The sequence below is a fragment of the Streptomyces sp. SLBN-8D4 genome (assembly GCF_049739545.1).
GTDB lineage: Bacteria > Actinomycetota > Actinomycetes > Streptomycetales > Streptomycetaceae > Streptomyces > Streptomyces canus_C.
Window position 1 is genome coordinate 1,965,313 of sequence record NZ_JBMGQC010000001.1, and the last position, 16,195, is coordinate 1,981,507.

The window sequence follows — 16,195 nt, forward strand, 5'->3', positions numbered from 1 at the left end:
GGGCCCTACGTAACCACGCGGAGGCGGGGCGCAATCACCCTTGCGGGCGGGCGAGTTGCGCCTCCGGCGACGCCCCGGACCGTCATCCCCACGGCAGCCACGCCCGCACCGCGAACGCCCCGTCCTTCTCCACCCCGTGCTCCAGCCGGCCCCCGGCGAGCGTGGCGCGCTCGGTGAGGCCGATCAGGCCCTGGCCCGAGCCGGGGACGTGCGGCACCTCGCCCTCGGGCGGGAGGTTCCGGACGGTCACGGCCAGGCCCTCGCCCGGGCCGCCGGTGACGGTGACCGTGACCTCCGTGCCGGGGGCGTGCTTGCGGGCGTTGGTGAGGCTCTCCTGGGCGATGCGGTAGGCGGTGCGGCCCACGGAGGCGGGCACGGCGGCGGGGTCGGCGACCCGGCTGTCGAGGACGACCTTCATGTCGGCCTCACGGGACTCGGCGACCAGGGTGTCGAGCGCGGCGAGGGTCGGCTGGGGGCGGCCCGTGTCGTCGTGATCCGCGGCCCGCAGCACGCCGATGATCTCCCGCAGGTCCTGGAGCGCCTCGTGCGCGCTCTCCCGGATGACGCCGGCCGCCCGGGCGACCTCCTCCTGGGGCGCGTCCGGCCGGAACTCCAGGGCGCCCGCGTGGACGCTGAGCAGGGTCAGCCGGTGCGCGAGGACGTCGTGCATCTCGCGCGCGATGGCCTCGCGGGCGAGCCGCTGCGCCTGCTCGGCCCGTAGCCGCGCCTCGGTCTCGGCGCGGCGGGCGCGGTCGCGCAGGCTGAACATGAGCTGCCGTTTGGCCCGTACGAGCAGACCCCAGCCGACGACCGCGGCGACCAGGACCGCGGTGAGGACGACCGAGACGAGGTACGGCAGGTCCGCGTCGGGCCGCAGCCGGAAGGTGAGGGGGACCGCGGCGATGTTGAGGCCGGCCACCCAGGCGACGTACCGGAAGGGGCGGTGTACGGCGAGGGTGAAGACGGCGATCAGGCAGGCGCCGCCGGCGGTGTCGGAGAGCACCCCGAGCGGGATCGTGGCCAGGGCGAGGCCTAAGGGCCGGCGGCGGCGCAGCCACACGGCCGCGCAGGCCAGCGCGCCGAGGAGTTGGTCGAGACCGGCCGCGGTGTGCGACACATGCGGGTTGTCACCCACCGCGTCCGCCGCGATCAGGCCGACGAAGACCGCCAGGAGGAAGCAGGAGAAGTCGACGAGCCAGTCGCGCGCGGTGCGCCGGGGCCGCCGTCCGGGCCGCGCGGCGGCGGGGTCGAACTCGTGGATCACGGCGGACGGCAGCAGCCAGCGCCGGCCGGGGAAGGCCGGGGGTTCGGGAACCGTCTCGTCAGCGCTCACGGTCGACAAATCTACGCAGTGAGGCCCGGGCACACCTCCCCGTGACCGGGATCGGCGACCAAAGTCGCGGCACCGCAGACTTTCGGCGCGGAAGGCCGCGCGGGGCCGATGCTTCGGTGGGACGGGGTTCGCCCCGCGGCCGATGTCCGTGGGGGTGCCGCGGGGCGAGGGTCTTCCCATGAAGCAACTGCTGGAACTGCTCGGTTTCCTCGCCCTGGTGCAGGGCGGGGCGGGTCTGCTGCACGAGTTCACCGACTGGCACGTCGGACTCGTCCAGCGGATCGGTTTGCTCGACGGCTACGAGATCTACGCGAGCGTCGCCCTGATCGTGCTGGCGTTCGCACTGTTCGCCGCCGCGGAGAGCCGGAGGTCAGGCTGAACGCGGGGTGGGCCTCCAGCTGGTCGCGCCGTTCTCCCGGCCGCTACGACCTTGTCAGCAGCCGTAGTTGACGAGGTTGAACGTGGCGTAGTGGTCCGCCGTGTAGTAGTCCTCCCGGGTCTTCTCACCGGTGACGATCCGGCGTGCTCCGCGCGTGGAGGAGCCCGGCGTGATCACCGTGTACTCGTGGTAGTAGCCGGTCGACTGGCTCGGCAGGACGCCTTCGCGGTTCTGGAAGACGACGCCGTCCTGCGAGTAGGGATAGGGGCCGCCCTGCTCGATCAGATCCAGGGTGTCGTACGCCTGGGAGGGCAGCTTGGTGTAACAGATGCTGCCGACGGCGGCGGCCGCCGGGGTGGCGGTGGTGACGGTACCGCCCACGAGGAGGGCGGACAGGACGGCGGCAGCGGCGCCGATGCGAGTGATCCGTGGGGGGAATCTCATGCCTTCATGATGACGCGCGTAGACCGTGGCATGTCAATGACAACTCCGTGGATTTTCCCGTCAAGTCCGATGTGTTTTCAGGGAGTTAACCTGCCGCCCGGCGTCTTCACGAGAACCGCTGGGGCGGCTGACGTCCCTGTCCGTTCACCGCCAGCGGTTCGGGGGCCGGGCCGGTGGGATGGGTGGCATGACAACGACTCACGGAACTCCGAACGGCAAGGTCGCGCTCGTCACCGGGGGCAGCCGGGGGATCGGCGCGGCCACGGCGGTGCGGCTGGCGCGGGAGGGCGCGGATGTGGCTGTCACGTACGTGGACGGCAAGGAGGCGGCCTCGGACGTCGTACTGCGGGTCGAGGCGCTGGGGAGGCGGGCAGTCGCCCTGCGGGCGGACTCCGCGGACCCGGAGGAGGCGGCGGGGGCGGTGCTGCGTACGGCTGAGGCGCTCGGTGGACTGGACGTACTCGTGAACAACGCGGGCGTGGGGGTGCTCGGGCCGTTGGGCGAGCTGTCCCTCGCGCAGGTCGACCGGGTGCTGGCCGTCAACGTGCGCGGGGTGTTCCTGGCGTCTCAGGCGGCGGCCGCCCGGATGCGGGACGGAGGGCGGATCATCACCGTCGGCAGCTGTATGACCCAGCGGGTGCCCGGCCCCGGCGGGACCCTGTACGCGACGAGCAAGTCGGCGCTGATCGGGCTGACGAAGGCCCTCGCGCGTGAGCTGGGGGCGCGGGGGATCACGGCGAACATCGTGCATCCCGGGCCCATCGACACGGACATGAATCCGGGGGACGGACCGTTCGCGGCGGGGCAGGCCGCGATGACCGCGGCGGGTCGGTTCGGGACGGCGGAGGAAGTGGCGTCGATGGTGGCGTATCTGGCGGACGCGGAGTACGTCACCGGGGCGGAGTTCTCGGTCGACGGGGGGCATGCGGCGTGAGGTAGCGGCTTTTTGCGGGGCTGCCGTCAGGACCGCGCCCCGGCTCCCGCTCCTCGCACGCCGGGGGCGGGCTGGAGGCAGCCCCCGGCGTGCGGGTACGAGGAAAAGCCCCGCTTCAGCCGCCCAGTTCCTGGTGCCTCACCGTCAGTGCCGCCGCGCCGCCCTCCGTCAGCGAACCGAACAGCCGCAGTCGGGAGATCCCGCCGTCCGGGAAGATGTCCACCCGCGCGTGCGTGCCCACCGCCGGGGCCTGCAGGACGAAGCGGTGGTTCGTGTCGGGCTGGAGACGGGTGCGCGGAAGGATCTCCCGCCAGTCGCCGTCCTCGCCGTCGCGGACCGACACCGACGCCCAGCCGGCACTGTTCCCCTTCAGATACGCCGTGTCGATCTCGATCGCCCGGATCCGGGACTGTGCCACCAGGCGGTAGCGGATCCAGTCGTTGCCCTGGTCACGGCGGCGGCGGGTCTCCCAGCCGTCGTCCATCTTGCGGGAGCGGCCCGGCTGGATGGTGTTGGACGCCGGCGAGTAGAAGAGGTTCGACGCGTCCTCCGCCCGGCCGCCGTTCTCCATGGCGACCACGTCGAAGGTGCCGAGCACCTCCAGCCATGCGGGGTCCGGGACGACCTCGCCGTACACGCGCAGGCGGGCGATGCCGCCGTCGGGGTGCTGGTTGACCCGCAGGTGGGTGAAGCGCTGCTCCAGGGACACGGAGAAGCCGTTCGCCGCGTGGCCGCCGACCGGCGTCCGCGGGACCAGGGTCGTCCACTTCACGTCGTCGCCCAGCAGTTCCTCCGGGGACGGGGAGCCTGCCACGGACGTGCCTTCGACCGACACCGCCTGCGGGTAGTTCCCGCGGAAGTGCGCGGTGTCGACCACGACCCCCCGGATCACCCCGGGCGCGCCCAGGCGCACCAGCGCCCAGTCGTGGTCCTCGGCCGTCGGCCAGGGGTGTTCGGCCGAGGCGCCCCGGCGTCGCCGCGTCTCCCAGCCGTCCATGATCTTGCCCTTGTGCCCGAAGTGCTCGGGGTCGAACTCGGCCCGCTCGGGCATCAGCAGGTTCTCCCGCTGGGCGAAGAACTCGTCATTGGCGGCGATGACTCCGGCACCGAGCGTGCGTGCGGCGAGGTTGGCGTACTGAGTGAAGGGGAAGTCGGCGGTGCGGTAGTCCGCGTAGGGGTCACCGCCGCCGTACGGGTGCGCGTCGCCGGTGAAACTGGGAATCGCCGTCACGTACATGTGCCTTTCTGGAGTTGCCGGTGCGGGTGATCAGGGCGTACGGGTGAGCAGTCGGCCCTTCGGAGCGGTGAACCCGCCGTTCACCACGATGCGTTCGCCGCGCAGCCAGGTCGACTTCACGACTCCGTGCAGGGTCTTGCCCGCGTAGGCCGTCACGCGGTTGCGGTGCTGGAGGGCCGCAGGGTCCACGGTGAAGGTCTCGTCGGGTGCGAGGACCGCGAAGTCGGCGTCACGGCCGGCCTCGATGGCGCCCTTGCGCGCGTCCAGGCCCACCAGTTCGGCTGTCCGCGCGGACATCCAGCGGACCACGTCCTCCAGCGAGTGACCGCGCTTCCGCGCCTCAGTCCAGACCGCCGCCAGGCTCAGCTGGAGGCCCGAGATACCGCCCCACGCCGTGGCGAAGTCGTCCGTCTTGAGGTCGGCCGTGGACGGGGAGTGGTCGGTGACCACGCAGTCGATGGTGCCGTCTGCCAGCGCCTGCCACAGCAGGTCCTGGTTGGCGGACTCCCGGATGGGCGGGCAGCACTTGAACTCGCTGGCGCCGTCCGGGACTTCCTCGGCGGTGAGGGTGAGGTAGTGCGGGCAGGTCTCGACGGTGATGCGCACCCCCTCCGCCTTGGCCCGGGCGATCAGCGGGAGCGCGTCGCTCGACGACAGGTGCAGCACGTGCACGCGCGCGTCCAACCGCTTCGCCTGGGCGATGAGTTGGGCGATCGCGGTGTCCTCGGCGTCGCGCGGACGGGACGCCAGGAAGTCGGCGTATTTGGGACCGGCCTGCTGCGGGGCGGCCTCCAGGTGGTGCGGGTCCTCGGCGTGCACGATCAGCAGCCCGCCGAAGGAGGCGATCTCGGCCAGGGACCGGGCGAGGCCGTCCTGGTCGAGATGCGGGAACTCGTCCACCCCGGACGGCGACAGGAACGCCTTGAAGCCGAAGACACCCGACTCGTGCAGCGGCCGCAGGTCCTTGACGTTGTCGGGCAGGGCGCCGCCCCAGAAGCCGACGTCGATGTGGGCCTTGTCGGCGGCGACCCCCTGCTTCGTGCGCAGGTGGTCGACCGTCGTCGTGGGCGGGAGGGAGTTGAGCGGCATGTCGACGAGGGTGGTGATGCCGCCGGCCGCCGCCGCGCGCGTGGCGGTCCAGAAGCCCTCCCACTCGGTGCGGCCCGGGTCGTTGACGTGCACATGGGTGTCGACCAGACCCGGCAGCAGGACATCGTCCCCGAGGTCCTCCAGGCGGACGCCCGACGGTACTTCGGCGTCGTACGGCAGTACGGCCGCGATCTTCCCGTCGGCGACCGCGACCGACGCGGGCCGCGTCCCCTCGGGCGTGATGACGCGCGTCGTGCGCAGCACCAGTTCAGTGTCGGACACCCGGACCCCTCTCTGCCGCCGTTAACTTCCGCGTAACGGAATTCAACTTTCTGTTGAAGGAGTCTTCACTCCCGGTCGAGCGCCGTCAAGGGCACACTTCCCCAGGGTGCGCCTTGCGTCGACACTCTGGACGTTTCCACAAAGCGGAATTAAGATTCCAGCAAGCAGAACGTAGCTATGCGCCAGCGGGGAGTCAACCGACTGCCGGGTAGGCTTCTGCCTCCTGCCCAGACCCGAAAGGCAGCCCCGAAAGGAACGCGCCGTGCCGACGTCCAGCGCCAGCACCACCGACTCCGCCAAGTCCGCCGGTGGCGGGGTCCAGTCCCTCGAGCGCGCCTTCGATCTGCTGGAGCGGATGGCGGACGCGGGCGGAGAGGTCGGACTGAGCGAGCTGTCCGCGAGCAGCGGGCTGCCGCTGCCCACCATCCACCGCCTGATGCGGACGCTCGTGTCCTGCGGATACGTCCGCCAGCAGCCCAACCGGCGCTACGCCCTCGGCCCGCGCCTGATCCGCCTCGGCGAGTCGGCCGCCCGGCTGCTCGGCACCTGGGCCCGCCCCTACCTCGCCCGTCTGGTCGAGGAGACCGGCGAGACGGCCAACATGGCCCTCCTCGACGGGGACGAGATCGTCTACGTCGCCCAGGTGCCCTCCAAGCACTCGATGCGGATGTTCACCGAGGTCGGCCGGCGGGTCCTGCCGCACTCCACGGGCGTCGGCAAGGCCCTGCTCGCCAACACCCCCGAGGACGAGGTGCGCGCCCTGCTCTCCCGGACCGGTATGCCGGCCGCGACGGAGAAGACGATCACCACGCCGGACGGCTTCCTCGCGGCCCTGAAGGACGTGCGCGGCCAGGGCTACGCGGTCGACGACAACGAACAGGAGATCGGCGTCCGCTGCCTCGCGGTGTCGGTACCCAACTCCCCCACCGCCGCCGCCATTTCGATCTCCGGCCCGGCCGGCCGGGTCACCGAGGCGGCCACCGAGAAGATCGTGCCGGTGCTGCAGCAGGTGGCATCGGAGCTGTCGGAGGCGCTGGCCAGCCAGAACCCGGCGTGACGGGCTCACAGCACCGGCCGGGTTCCAACAGGCCCTAGCGGCCCGGCTCCCCGAACAGCTCCACCGCGTCACGCACCGCGGTCAGCCCCCGCGACAGCGCGCTCACCGATCCGATCGCCCCGGCGATCAGCAGCAACGACCGCCGCAGGCGCGGGACTTCGGGGGCGCCGTCGATCGTCATGGCGGCCAGCGCGGCGAGTTCGTCCTCGGCGATGCCCCGGTCGGGGAACTCGGCCGGGTGCGCGGCGAGTTCGCGGCGCAGCCGGGACACCGCGGTCCGCAGTTCCGCCACTCTCGGATCGTTGTCGCTGCCGGTCACTGGCCTCTGCCCCACGCTCCGCAACACAGCTCTCCCCCTCGCACACCCGTGCGCCCCGGCGTCGTGAAGGCCCTTCGGTGTCGGTCAGCCCCGAGGGACGCGGGTCAGTAAACGCCACGCAGGGCGCCGCGCGCCACCGTGCGGACCGAAATTCAGCCCGTGGAAACCCGGCGCACTCCGGCGCGTCGGGTATGCAGGACGCATGACGGAGAACGAACGGCAGGTCGCCGGACTGCTTCTGGCCGCGGGCGGCGGACGGCGGCTCGGCGGGCGGCCCAAGGCACTGCTCGCACACCGGGGGCGCCCACTGGTCGAACACGCGGTCGGCGTCCTGCGCGCGGCCGGCTGCACCCGCGTGCACGTGGTCCTGGGAGCGGCCGCGGCGGCCGTACGGGAGCGGGCCGAGCTCGGTGACTGCGTGCTGGTGGAGAACCCGGAGTGGGCCGACGGCATGGGGTCGTCGCTACGGGCCGGGCTCGACTCGCTCGCCGGAACGCGGGCGCGGGCCGCGCTGGTCTCGCTCGTCGACCAGCCCGGCATCGGGGCGGCCGCCGTGGGCCGGGTGCTCGCCGCGTACGAGGACGAGAACTCGCTCGCCTCGGCCGCCTATGACGGCGTACGCGGGCATCCCGTCCTCCTCGGCGCCGCGCACTGGGCCGGGATCGCGGCGACTGCCACCGGCGACCGGGGGGCACGCGCCTATCTGAAGGAGCACCACGGCGCGATCAGGCTCGTCGAGTGCGGGGACGTGGCCGAGCCGTACGACATCGACACGCCCGAGGATCTGGCGCACCTTGAGTGAACGCGGTGGCACGCAGAGCCACCTTTGCTCGACCCGGAGAATCTCGACATCAACAAACCATTGAACTTCCACGATGAGGAAACTAGTATCCACTAATCAGAAGCGCCCTACCCCAGCGAAGGGCGCCGCTCGCGTACCCGGTTCGACTGGCACCCGGTGCCACCGCTGAAGGAAGTGACCGCTCATGTCCGCACCAGCGCCGTCCCCGCTGGCCATCGTCGACGCCGAGCCCCTGCCGCGGCAGGAGGAGGTCCTCACCGAGGCGGCCCTCGCCTTCGTGGCCGAGCTGCACCGCCGGTTCACGCCCCGGCGTGACGAGCTCCTCGCCCGCCGCGCCGAGCGCCGCGCCGAGATCGCCCGCACCTCCACGCTCGACTTCCTCCCGGAGACCGCCGCGATCCGCGCGGACGACTCCTGGAAGGTGGCCCCCTCCCCCGCGGCCCTGGACGACCGCCGGGTCGAGATCACCGGCCCCACCGACCGCAAGATGACCATCAACGCCCTGAACTCCGGCGCCAAGGTGTGGCTCGCGGATTTCGAGGACGCGTCGGCGCCGACCTGGGAGAACGTCGTGCTCGGGCAGGTCAACCTGGCCGACGCGTACACCCGGAACATCGACTTCACGGACGAGAGGTCCGGCAAGTCCTACGCCCTCAAGGCCGACGAGGAACTCGCCACCGTCGTCATGCGCCCGCGCGGCTGGCACCTGAACGAACGGCACCTGGTCGACGCGGACGGCACCCAGGTCCCCGGCGCGCTCGTCGACTTCGGCCTGTACTTCTTCCACAACGCCCAGCGGCTGCTCGACCTCGGCAAGGGCCCGTACTTCTACCTCCCGAAGACCGAGTCGCACCTCGAAGCGCGGCTGTGGAACGACGTGTTCGTCTTCGCGCAGGAGTACACCGGCATCCCGCAGGGCACCATCCGCGCGACCGTGCTGATCGAGACGATCACGGCGGCGTACGAGATGGAGGAGATCCTCTACGAACTCCGCGACCACGCCTCGGGGTTGAACGCGGGCCGCTGGGACTACCTGTTCTCCATCGTCAAGAACTTCCGTGACGGCGGCGCCAAGTTCGTCCTGCCGGACCGCAACGCGGTCACCATGACGGCCCCGTTCATGCGCGCGTACACCGAACTCCTCGTCCGCACCTGCCACAAGCGCGGCGCGCACGCGATCGGCGGCATGGCGGCCTTCATCCCCTCGCGCCGGGACGCCGAGGTCAACAAGGTGGCCTTCGAGAAGGTCCGCGCCGACAAGGACCGCGAGGCCGGCGACGGCTTCGACGGCTCCTGGGTCGCCCACCCGGACCTGGTCCCGATCGCCATGGAGTCCTTCGACAAGGTCCTCGGCGACAAGCCGAACCAGAAGGACCGCCTGCGCGAGGACGTCCACGTCGAGGCGGCCGACCTGATCGCGATCGACTCGCTGAAGGCCAGGCCGACGTACAACGGCCTGGTCAACGCGGTCCAGGTCGGCATCCGGTACATCGAGGCCTGGCTGCGCGGACTGGGCGCGGTGGCCATCTTCAACCTGATGGAGGACGCGGCCACCGCCGAGATCTCGCGCTCGCAGATCTGGCAGTGGATCAACGCGGGCGTCGAGTTCGAGCACGCGGGGAACACCGTGAAGGCCACGCCGGAGCTGGCCCGCGAGGTCGCCGCCGAGGAGCTCGCGAACATCCGCCAGGAGATCGGCGAGGAGGCCTTCGCGGCCGGACACTGGCAGCAGGCGCACGACCTGCTGCTCCAGGTCTCCCTCGACGACGACTACGCGGACTTCCTGACGCTGCCGGCGTACGAGCAGCTGCGCGGCTGACGTACCGTCACTTGTCCGAGTGGCCCAGGGACTTCCCCGGGGCCACTCGGTCGCGTACGGCCTGCTTGACGGCCGTGGGCTCCGGAAAGCCCTGCTCCCGCCGGTCCCAGACGACCTCGTCGTCGACGCGCACGACGAAGATCCCGCCCTTGCCGGGCTTCAGGGCGAGTTCCGTGAGCTCGGTCTCGAAGGTCGTGAGCAGCTCCTGCGCCAGCCAGGCCGCGCGCGGCAGCCAGCGGCACTGGGTGCAGTACTCGATCTCGACCCGCCGGGTGTGCGAAGAAGGCTCCGTCATCCGAGGCTCCGTCATCCGAGGTGCACCGACCAATCCTGTTCCGCGGCCGGTTTGCCGTGCAGGTCGGGGACCCGCTTCAGCCACTGGGGCCGGCCTTCCTGTGTTCTCGCCGCCCGCAGGGCCTCCTCGGCGGCGAGTTCGTCCCGGGAGGGGAAGTCGGTGGGCAGCCATGCCCCGGAGGCCCGCACGCGCGCGTGGAGGTACGTCACATAGGCCTCGCGTGCCTCGGCCGGCGTCGCGAAGTCGGTGAGCCAGGCGTCGGGGACGGCCGCGGTGACCTCGCGCAGGAGGTCGAGGGTGACCCTGGGCGCCAGTTCCGCGTCGGCGGCGCGGACGTCCGGGCCGTAGTGGCCGAGGGCGTGGTGGCGGAAGTCGTAGGACTTCGAGGGGTCCGTACCCTCCCAGCGGTGGTGGAAGACGAGGGCGGCGCCGTGGTCGATCAGCCACAGCCGCGGGGGCGCGATGCCCAGGGTCGGCCAGACCATCAGGTTCGAGCTGTGGACCGTGCGGTCGACGTTGACGGTGAGCGCGTCGAGCCAGACGATGCGGCCGGCCTCCAGCGGGTCCACGGGGAAGACCTTGGCGATCTCCGGGGTGAAGTCGCGCGCACCCGGCAGGTGGTCCATGCCGAGGTTGACCCCGGCGCTCGCCGCGTGGAGGTCCCGGACCTCCTGGTGCGGCTCGCTGTCGGCGATCGCCGGGTCGAAGTGCACGAGGACCAGCTCGGGGAAGCGCAGCCCCAGCGCCCGCGCCAGCTCACCGACGATCACCTCGGCGACCAGCGCCTTGCGGCCCTGGGCGGAGCCGGTGAACTTCACGACGTACGTCCCCAGGTCGTCGGCCTCGACGACTGCGGGTACGGAGCCGCCGGAGCGCAGAGGTGCGACGTAGTGGGTTGCGGCGACTTCCCTCAGCATGACGACAGGCTCCATGGCGCCTTTGCCTCGAAAAGCCCGCCGGAGAATTCGGGAGTCGTGGTCGGCATGCCGATCTCCTCCCTTCCGAGCAGAGCGGTGCGCCCCTCGCGTCCGGCCTCTGGCATGAAGTGAACAGAGTAACCGAGCGTGACAGCCGACCGGGAGCAGCGGGACAGCGGCGGCCTTTCCCCGCGGTGACAGGACGCCCGGGCTCGCGGCGGCGTCGAGGACGATGGGGCCGGTCAGTCCTCGGATGTTCATGAGCAGCCCGAGATCCTGTCGCCCGGCAACAGGCCGAGCGCACTGGAGCCTCAGCCGACGCCGATGCCAGGGCCACTACGGGTAGCCGCGGACGGCGGGGACCATCCGGGCGGCAGACGAGCCGTGCCCCTGGCACCCGGCCGCGGCCGGCCTCCTCGCCCTCATGCCTCGCCACCGGGGCTGTTGAGTCCGGCGTACAGCGTGCACACGGGAGCCGCAGGGTTCTTGTAGGCGACCCAGCTCAGCCTGCGCAGGCCACGCGGATTCGAGCCGGAGATCGCGGCCACGGTGGCCCGGTACAGCGCGGGGTCCGCGCCCGCCATGGCCATCAGGAGGCTGACCCGCTCCGCGGAGACCTCGTCGTTCACGATGTTCGGGTCCAGCGGGCAGTACAGGGTCGCCGACGACGGGACCGTGTGCTGCGAGCGGAAGGCCAGGCAGGTCATCGGCGCCTTTTCCCAGCTGGTCACCGGGACATCACCGCCGATCGCGGCGATGACCTTCGTGAACACGCCTTCCTGGTGGTCCGCTGCCACGGCGGCCGCTCGGTCGATCCCCTCGGCATCGACGCCCGTGTGTCGCAGGTAGACCTTCACCCGCGCGTCCTGGGACTCGGTCAGGTCGAGCCCGACCAGGGCGACTTCCTGCTCGGGAGCGTCGAGATCGCCGCCCCGGAAGTGGTCGACGACCGCCGCCCACTGCTCGGCGAAGCCGAGGCGGCGCAGTGCCTCGGCGGCCACGGCCGCGGGCGACGCCCCCGTGGCACCCGGGTTGAGATACATCTTGAACAGTGGCGGTTCCCCGTTGGGCGACAGCGCTGCTGCGTGCATCAGGGAGAACGGACCGCGGGGCTCCTCGCACCGGAAGAGGTCCGCGATGTCCAGGTAGCGGCCCAGATAGACGCCGAACTCCTCGGCGAGCCGTAACGTGAACGCGTGCCCCTCCTGCTGGCATGACAGAGGGGTCACCGGTTCCCGTAATGCCTCCAGCAGCACACGGACGCCTACCACCCCGGATGCCGAGTGGGCGACGGAGAACTCCAGCGGTGCCCCGTTGTTCGCGACCCAGGAGGAGTAATTCTCCAAGTCCGATATGGGCGCGGCCGCCCAGTCGCCGATCACCGACGTCAGGGCCTTCGCCTGCGGTAGCAGATGCGCCGTGGAGAGACCGAGGTGCCGGCAGGCACCCTCGAAGTAGGTGTTGATCAGATCGCCGTATGTGGCGGGCACGTGGTCGCCGGCGAGCGGCCAGGGGCGGAATCGCATGGTTGTCATCGGTTGTCGTCCCTCCAAAGGGGGTCAGCTTCCTCCGATATGGCGGGTGATGATCTCCGCGAGCCGCGCGACCGGTCCCGGGGTGAGCATGTCCCGGTGCTCACAAGGGATGTTGTGGTTCAGCACCCTTCCCGCCACGTGTTTTTGCCAGGACTCGGCGGCGGCGTAACCGTCTCCGGCGGTGAAGAACAGCACGTCTCCTTCGACCCGGCCGGGCACAAAGGTCCGCAGAACCGTGTTGTTGTGGACCGCCGCGCGGGCGATGCCCCGTTCACGCCGCAGGACTCGTTCCCGCATGGCCGGTTCCAGCTGGGCCAGGTACTGCGCCAGCGTCTTTTCGCCGACACCCGCCCGCTTCATCTTCTCGGCGAGCATGGCGTCCTCGTCCTCGGGCGCCTGAGGCTCGTCGCCGTCCGGAACACGGGAGTCGAGCATCACGAGCAGGTCGACCCGTTCGCCCAAATCCTGCAGCTTCGCCGCGATGGCGTGACAGACGACTCCGCCGAACGACCAGCCGAGCAGTGAGTACGGTCCGGTCGGCTGCACACGGCGCATGCTGCCGATGTAATCGTCGGCCATTTCGTCGATGCTCCGCGGCGCCTTCGCGGCGTCGCTGATGGCCCGGGCCTGCAGTCCGTACACAGGACGATCCGGGTCCAGGTGCGCCAGCAACCGTGCGTAGGTCCAGCTCAGCCCCACGACGGGATGGACACAGAACAACGGCGTCAGCGAGCCCCGGGCACGAAGCGGGAGCAGTACGTCGAAGTCGTCGTCGTGGTGCTCGCTTCCGGTTCGCCGGGCGAGTTCGGTGACGGTGGGTGCCTCGAACACCGACCGGACCGACAGGTCCACTCCCAGGGTTTCGCGGACGCGCGACACCAGCCGTGTCGCCAGCAGGGAATGGCCGCCGAGGTTGAAGAAGTCCTCCTCCAGCCCGACCCCGGGAACTCCCAGGACCTCGGCGAACAGGCCGCACAGCAGTTCCTCCCGTGGGCTGAGCGGCGTGCCGGTCCCGGCCACGCCCGCGAAGTCGGGCGCGGGCAGGGCCCGCCGGTCGAGCTTGCCGTTCCGGGTCAAGGGAATCGCGTCGAGGAGGACCACCGCTGCCGGCACCAGGTGATCGGGCAGCCGCTCGCGCAGGAACCTGACGAGCACGCCCGGCAGTTCACCGGCCCTGGGCCGCGCCTCCTCTCTGGGGACGACGTAGGCGATCAGCTGCTGCTCGCCGGCATGGTCCTGTCGAGCGATCACGACTGCCTCGGTCACGTCCTCCTGGCCGGCCAGCACCGATGCGGCCATGCCCGGCTCGACGCGGAAGCCGCGGATCTTCACCTGGTCGTCGGAACGCCCGAGGAACTCCAGGTTCCCGTCCACGCACCGACGCACCAGATCCCCGGTGCGATACATGCGCCCACCGGACTCCCCGAACGGACACGCCACGAACCGGCCGGCCGTCAGCCCGAACCGCCCCAGATAACCCCTGCCCAGGCCAACCCCCGCCACATACAACTCACCCGTCACACCCACCGGAACCGGCCGCAGGTGGCCATCAAGCACATAGACCCGGATGTTCGCGATCGGCACACCGATCGGCGGCGCCGACACACCACCCACCCACCCCGGCGGGCACTGCCAAGCCGTCACATCGATGGACGCCTCAGTCGGACCGTACAGATTGTGCAGCCCCGCACCACACCGCCCGCCAAACACCCGCACCGTCTCCGCAGGCAGAGCCTCACCGCTGCAGATCACCTCCCGCAGCCCGGCCAACCGCTCCGGCTCCGCCTCACCCAGCAGCGAACGCAACATCGACGGCACGAAATGAGTCACGGTGACCCCCTCACGCCGGATCAGCTCCGCCATACGGCGCGCATCCCGGTGCTCACCAGCAGGCGCGACAACCAGGACGGCACCCGCCAGAAGCGTGGCGAAGAACTCCCACACCGACACATCGAATCCATAAGGCGTCTTCTGCAGAACACGGTCCCCACCGCACAAGCCGTACCGCTCGATCATCCACACCAGCCGGTTGACCACCCCCACATGCGCAACCATCACCCCCTTCGGAACACCCGTCGTCCCCGAGGTGTAGATGACATACGCCGGGTTCGCCGCACGCAGCGGCACCAGACGATCCGCATCGCAGACATCGTGCCCAGGCTGCGCATCCAGGGCACAAACCGTCTCCCCACCGTCCAGGCGGACCGTCGCCACGTCACAAACGTCCCGCGAAACCGCATCCACGGTGACCAGACACGTTGGCGCCGCGTCCGCGAGCAGGAAACGGATGTGCTCGGCCGGATACCCGGGATCGATCGGCAGGTACGCCGCCCCGCACTTCAGCACTGCCAGCAGCGCCACCACCAGCTCCACCGAACGCGGCAGCAACAGCGCCACGACCCCCTCGGGACCCGCGCCCCGAGCGATCAGATGCCGCGCCAGCCGATTCGCTCGCGCATTCAGCCCGGCATAGGTGAGCGTCTCACCGTCGCACACGACCGCGGTCGCCCCAGGTGTCCGCGCGGCCTGCGCTTCGAACAGCACCGGGATCGGGGCCGTCGGCATGGCCTGAGCTGTGTCATTGGTATCGACGACCAGCTGACGTCGCTCGTCGTCGCTGAGCAGATCGACCGTGCCGAGCCGCCGCTCCGGTTCCCCGGCCACTGTTTCCAGCAGGCGGGTGAACCGGCGTGTGAGCGCCGTGACGTCGCCGATGCCGAGGACATCGGGGCGGTGGCCGAACCTGAAGGTGAGTTGCTGACCCGGCACGGTGACGAGGGTGAGCGGATAGTGGGACTCGCCGCCGGGGCCGCCGGCGTTCGACACCCGGATGTCCACGTCGGCAGCACCGGCCTCGGCGTCCACCGGATAGTTCTCGAACACGGTCAGTGTGTCGAACAGCTCCGGCATCCCGCTCAGAGTCTGAATCTCGGTCAGGTCCAGGTGCTGATACGGCACCAGGGCCGCCTGCTCCCGCTGCAGCCGGGTCATGAAGTCGCCGACCGACTCCGCGGGATTCAGACGGACACGCACCGGGACCGTGTTGATCAGCAATCCGATCATGTGGGCGCTGCCCGGCAACTCCGGCGGGCGGACCGACACGGTCGTGCCGAACACCACGTCCCCGCTTCCGGTGACCCGTCCCAGCAGCAACGCCCAGGCACCCTGTACCAGCGTATTCAGGGTGATGCCCCATGCTCGGGCCCGCACGGTCAGCGTCCCGGTCAGCTCCGGCGAGAGCCGGACACGTGCCGACGCCGACTCCGCCACGGCGTCCCGTGCCGGGGATTCAGGAGCCAGCCGGGTCGGTTGGGCGAGCCCGGCCAGTGCGTCCTGCCACGCGGCGCGCGCCGCCTCCCGGTCCTGCCCCCGCAACCATTGCAGGTACTGCCGGTACGGAGGTGCGTACGGCAACGCCGTTTGGTCGCCGCCCGACCGGTGGAGCGTGAACAGTTCACGCATCAGCAACGGGCCGGACCAGCCGTCCAGCAGGATGTGGTGGTGGGTGAACACCAGTCGGAACGAGCGCGGCGACCACCGGATCAACGTGAAGCGCAGCAAGGGCGGGCACGACGGACGGAACCGGCGAGCGCGGTCGTCCGCGAGGATCGCCGCCAGCCTGTCCCGGCGGTCGTTCTCCGGGTATCCCGACAGGTCGAGTTCCTGCCACGGCAGCTCGACATCCCGGGGAACCACCTGGACGGGAGAGTCCAGGCCTTCGTCGCCGAGGTGCCGGCGTTGTTCCACGGCGGT

At 70.7% G+C, this 16,195-nt stretch carries 14 protein-coding genes; 5 read left to right on the forward strand and 9 right to left on the reverse strand.

The features are described from left to right. Positions 1 to 82: 82 nt before the first annotated feature. On the reverse strand, positions 83 to 1,342 hold the full coding sequence (locus RKD20_RS09040) for a sensor histidine kinase (protein WP_424877256.1): 1,260 nt from the start codon (positions 1,340 to 1,342) through the stop codon (positions 83 to 85). A gap of 169 nt (positions 1,343 to 1,511) precedes the next feature. On the opposite strand from RKD20_RS09040, the gene RKD20_RS09045 reads away from it, so the two are divergent. Continuing rightward, entirely contained in the window at positions 1,512 to 1,712 is a 201-nt protein-coding gene (locus RKD20_RS09045; RefSeq protein WP_424877257.1) for a hypothetical protein, read from the forward strand. Between the two features lie 54 nt (positions 1,713 to 1,766). Here the strand turns inward: RKD20_RS09045 and RKD20_RS09050 are convergent, their stop codons facing one another. Continuing rightward, the gene (locus tag RKD20_RS09050) at positions 1,767 to 2,156 is read right to left on the reverse strand and encodes a ribonuclease domain-containing protein (protein ID WP_020119054.1); all 390 of its coding nucleotides are present in this window, start codon (positions 2,154 to 2,156) and stop codon (positions 1,767 to 1,769) included. Positions 2,157 to 2,334: 178 nt separating this feature from the next. Between RKD20_RS09050 and RKD20_RS09055 the strand changes: the two genes are divergently transcribed. After that, entirely contained in the window at positions 2,335 to 3,090 is a 756-nt protein-coding gene (locus RKD20_RS09055) for an SDR family NAD(P)-dependent oxidoreductase (RefSeq protein WP_424877258.1), read from the forward strand. A 115-nt stretch (positions 3,091 to 3,205) separates the two neighbouring features. Here RKD20_RS09055 and alc read toward each other — a convergent pair whose 3' ends face one another. Together alc and allB are read right to left on the reverse strand one after the other, a co-directional pair. After that, positions 3,206 to 4,321 (reverse strand): allantoicase, encoded by a 1,116-nt coding sequence (alc, locus tag RKD20_RS09060; RefSeq protein WP_424877259.1) that lies wholly within the window; start codon positions 4,319 to 4,321, stop codon positions 3,206 to 3,208. 36 nt (positions 4,322 to 4,357) lie between these two features. After that, the gene (allB, locus tag RKD20_RS09065) at positions 4,358 to 5,698 is read right to left on the reverse strand and encodes an allantoinase AllB (protein ID WP_424877260.1); all 1,341 of its coding nucleotides are present in this window, start codon (positions 5,696 to 5,698) and stop codon (positions 4,358 to 4,360) included. A 262-nt stretch (positions 5,699 to 5,960) separates the two neighbouring features. Between allB and RKD20_RS09070 the strand changes: the two genes are divergently transcribed. Beyond that, complete coding sequence (locus RKD20_RS09070; RefSeq protein WP_424877261.1) at positions 5,961 to 6,755, forward strand: IclR family transcriptional regulator; 795 nt, start codon at positions 5,961 to 5,963, stop codon at positions 6,753 to 6,755. 34 nt (positions 6,756 to 6,789) lie between these two features. Here RKD20_RS09070 and RKD20_RS09075 read toward each other — a convergent pair whose 3' ends face one another. Then, positions 6,790 to 7,074 (reverse strand): DUF5955 family protein, encoded by a 285-nt coding sequence (locus tag RKD20_RS09075; protein WP_424883185.1) that lies wholly within the window; start codon positions 7,072 to 7,074, stop codon positions 6,790 to 6,792. A gap of 202 nt (positions 7,075 to 7,276) precedes the next feature. On the opposite strand from RKD20_RS09075, the gene RKD20_RS09080 reads away from it, so the two are divergent. Both RKD20_RS09080 and aceB read left to right on the forward strand, forming a co-directional pair. Further along, a complete protein-coding gene (locus RKD20_RS09080) occupies positions 7,277 to 7,876 on the forward strand; it encodes a nucleotidyltransferase family protein (protein WP_424877262.1) in 600 nt (199 codons plus the stop codon). A 184-nt stretch (positions 7,877 to 8,060) separates the two neighbouring features. After that, positions 8,061 to 9,695, forward strand: a complete 1,635-nt coding sequence (gene aceB, locus RKD20_RS09085) for a malate synthase A (RefSeq protein WP_424877263.1) — start codon at positions 8,061 to 8,063, stop codon at positions 9,693 to 9,695. Positions 9,696 to 9,702: 7 nt separating this feature from the next. Here the strand turns inward: aceB and RKD20_RS09090 are convergent, their stop codons facing one another. The 4 genes from RKD20_RS09090 to RKD20_RS09105 form a co-directional block, all read right to left on the reverse strand. After that, complete coding sequence (locus RKD20_RS09090) at positions 9,703 to 9,990, reverse strand: SelT/SelW/SelH family protein (protein WP_424877264.1); 288 nt, start codon at positions 9,988 to 9,990, stop codon at positions 9,703 to 9,705. 11 nt (positions 9,991 to 10,001) lie between these two features. After that, on the reverse strand, positions 10,002 to 10,907 hold the full coding sequence (locus RKD20_RS09095) for a HipA family kinase (RefSeq protein WP_424877265.1): 906 nt from the start codon (positions 10,905 to 10,907) through the stop codon (positions 10,002 to 10,004). A gap of 422 nt (positions 10,908 to 11,329) precedes the next feature. Continuing rightward, a complete protein-coding gene (locus RKD20_RS09100; protein ID WP_424877266.1) occupies positions 11,330 to 12,442 on the reverse strand; it encodes a tryptophan dimethylallyltransferase family protein in 1,113 nt (370 codons plus the stop codon). 24 nt (positions 12,443 to 12,466) lie between these two features. Then, positions 12,467 to 16,189, reverse strand: a complete 3,723-nt coding sequence (locus RKD20_RS09105) for an amino acid adenylation domain-containing protein (protein ID WP_424877267.1) — start codon at positions 16,187 to 16,189, stop codon at positions 12,467 to 12,469. Positions 16,190 to 16,195: the final 6 nt, after the last annotated feature.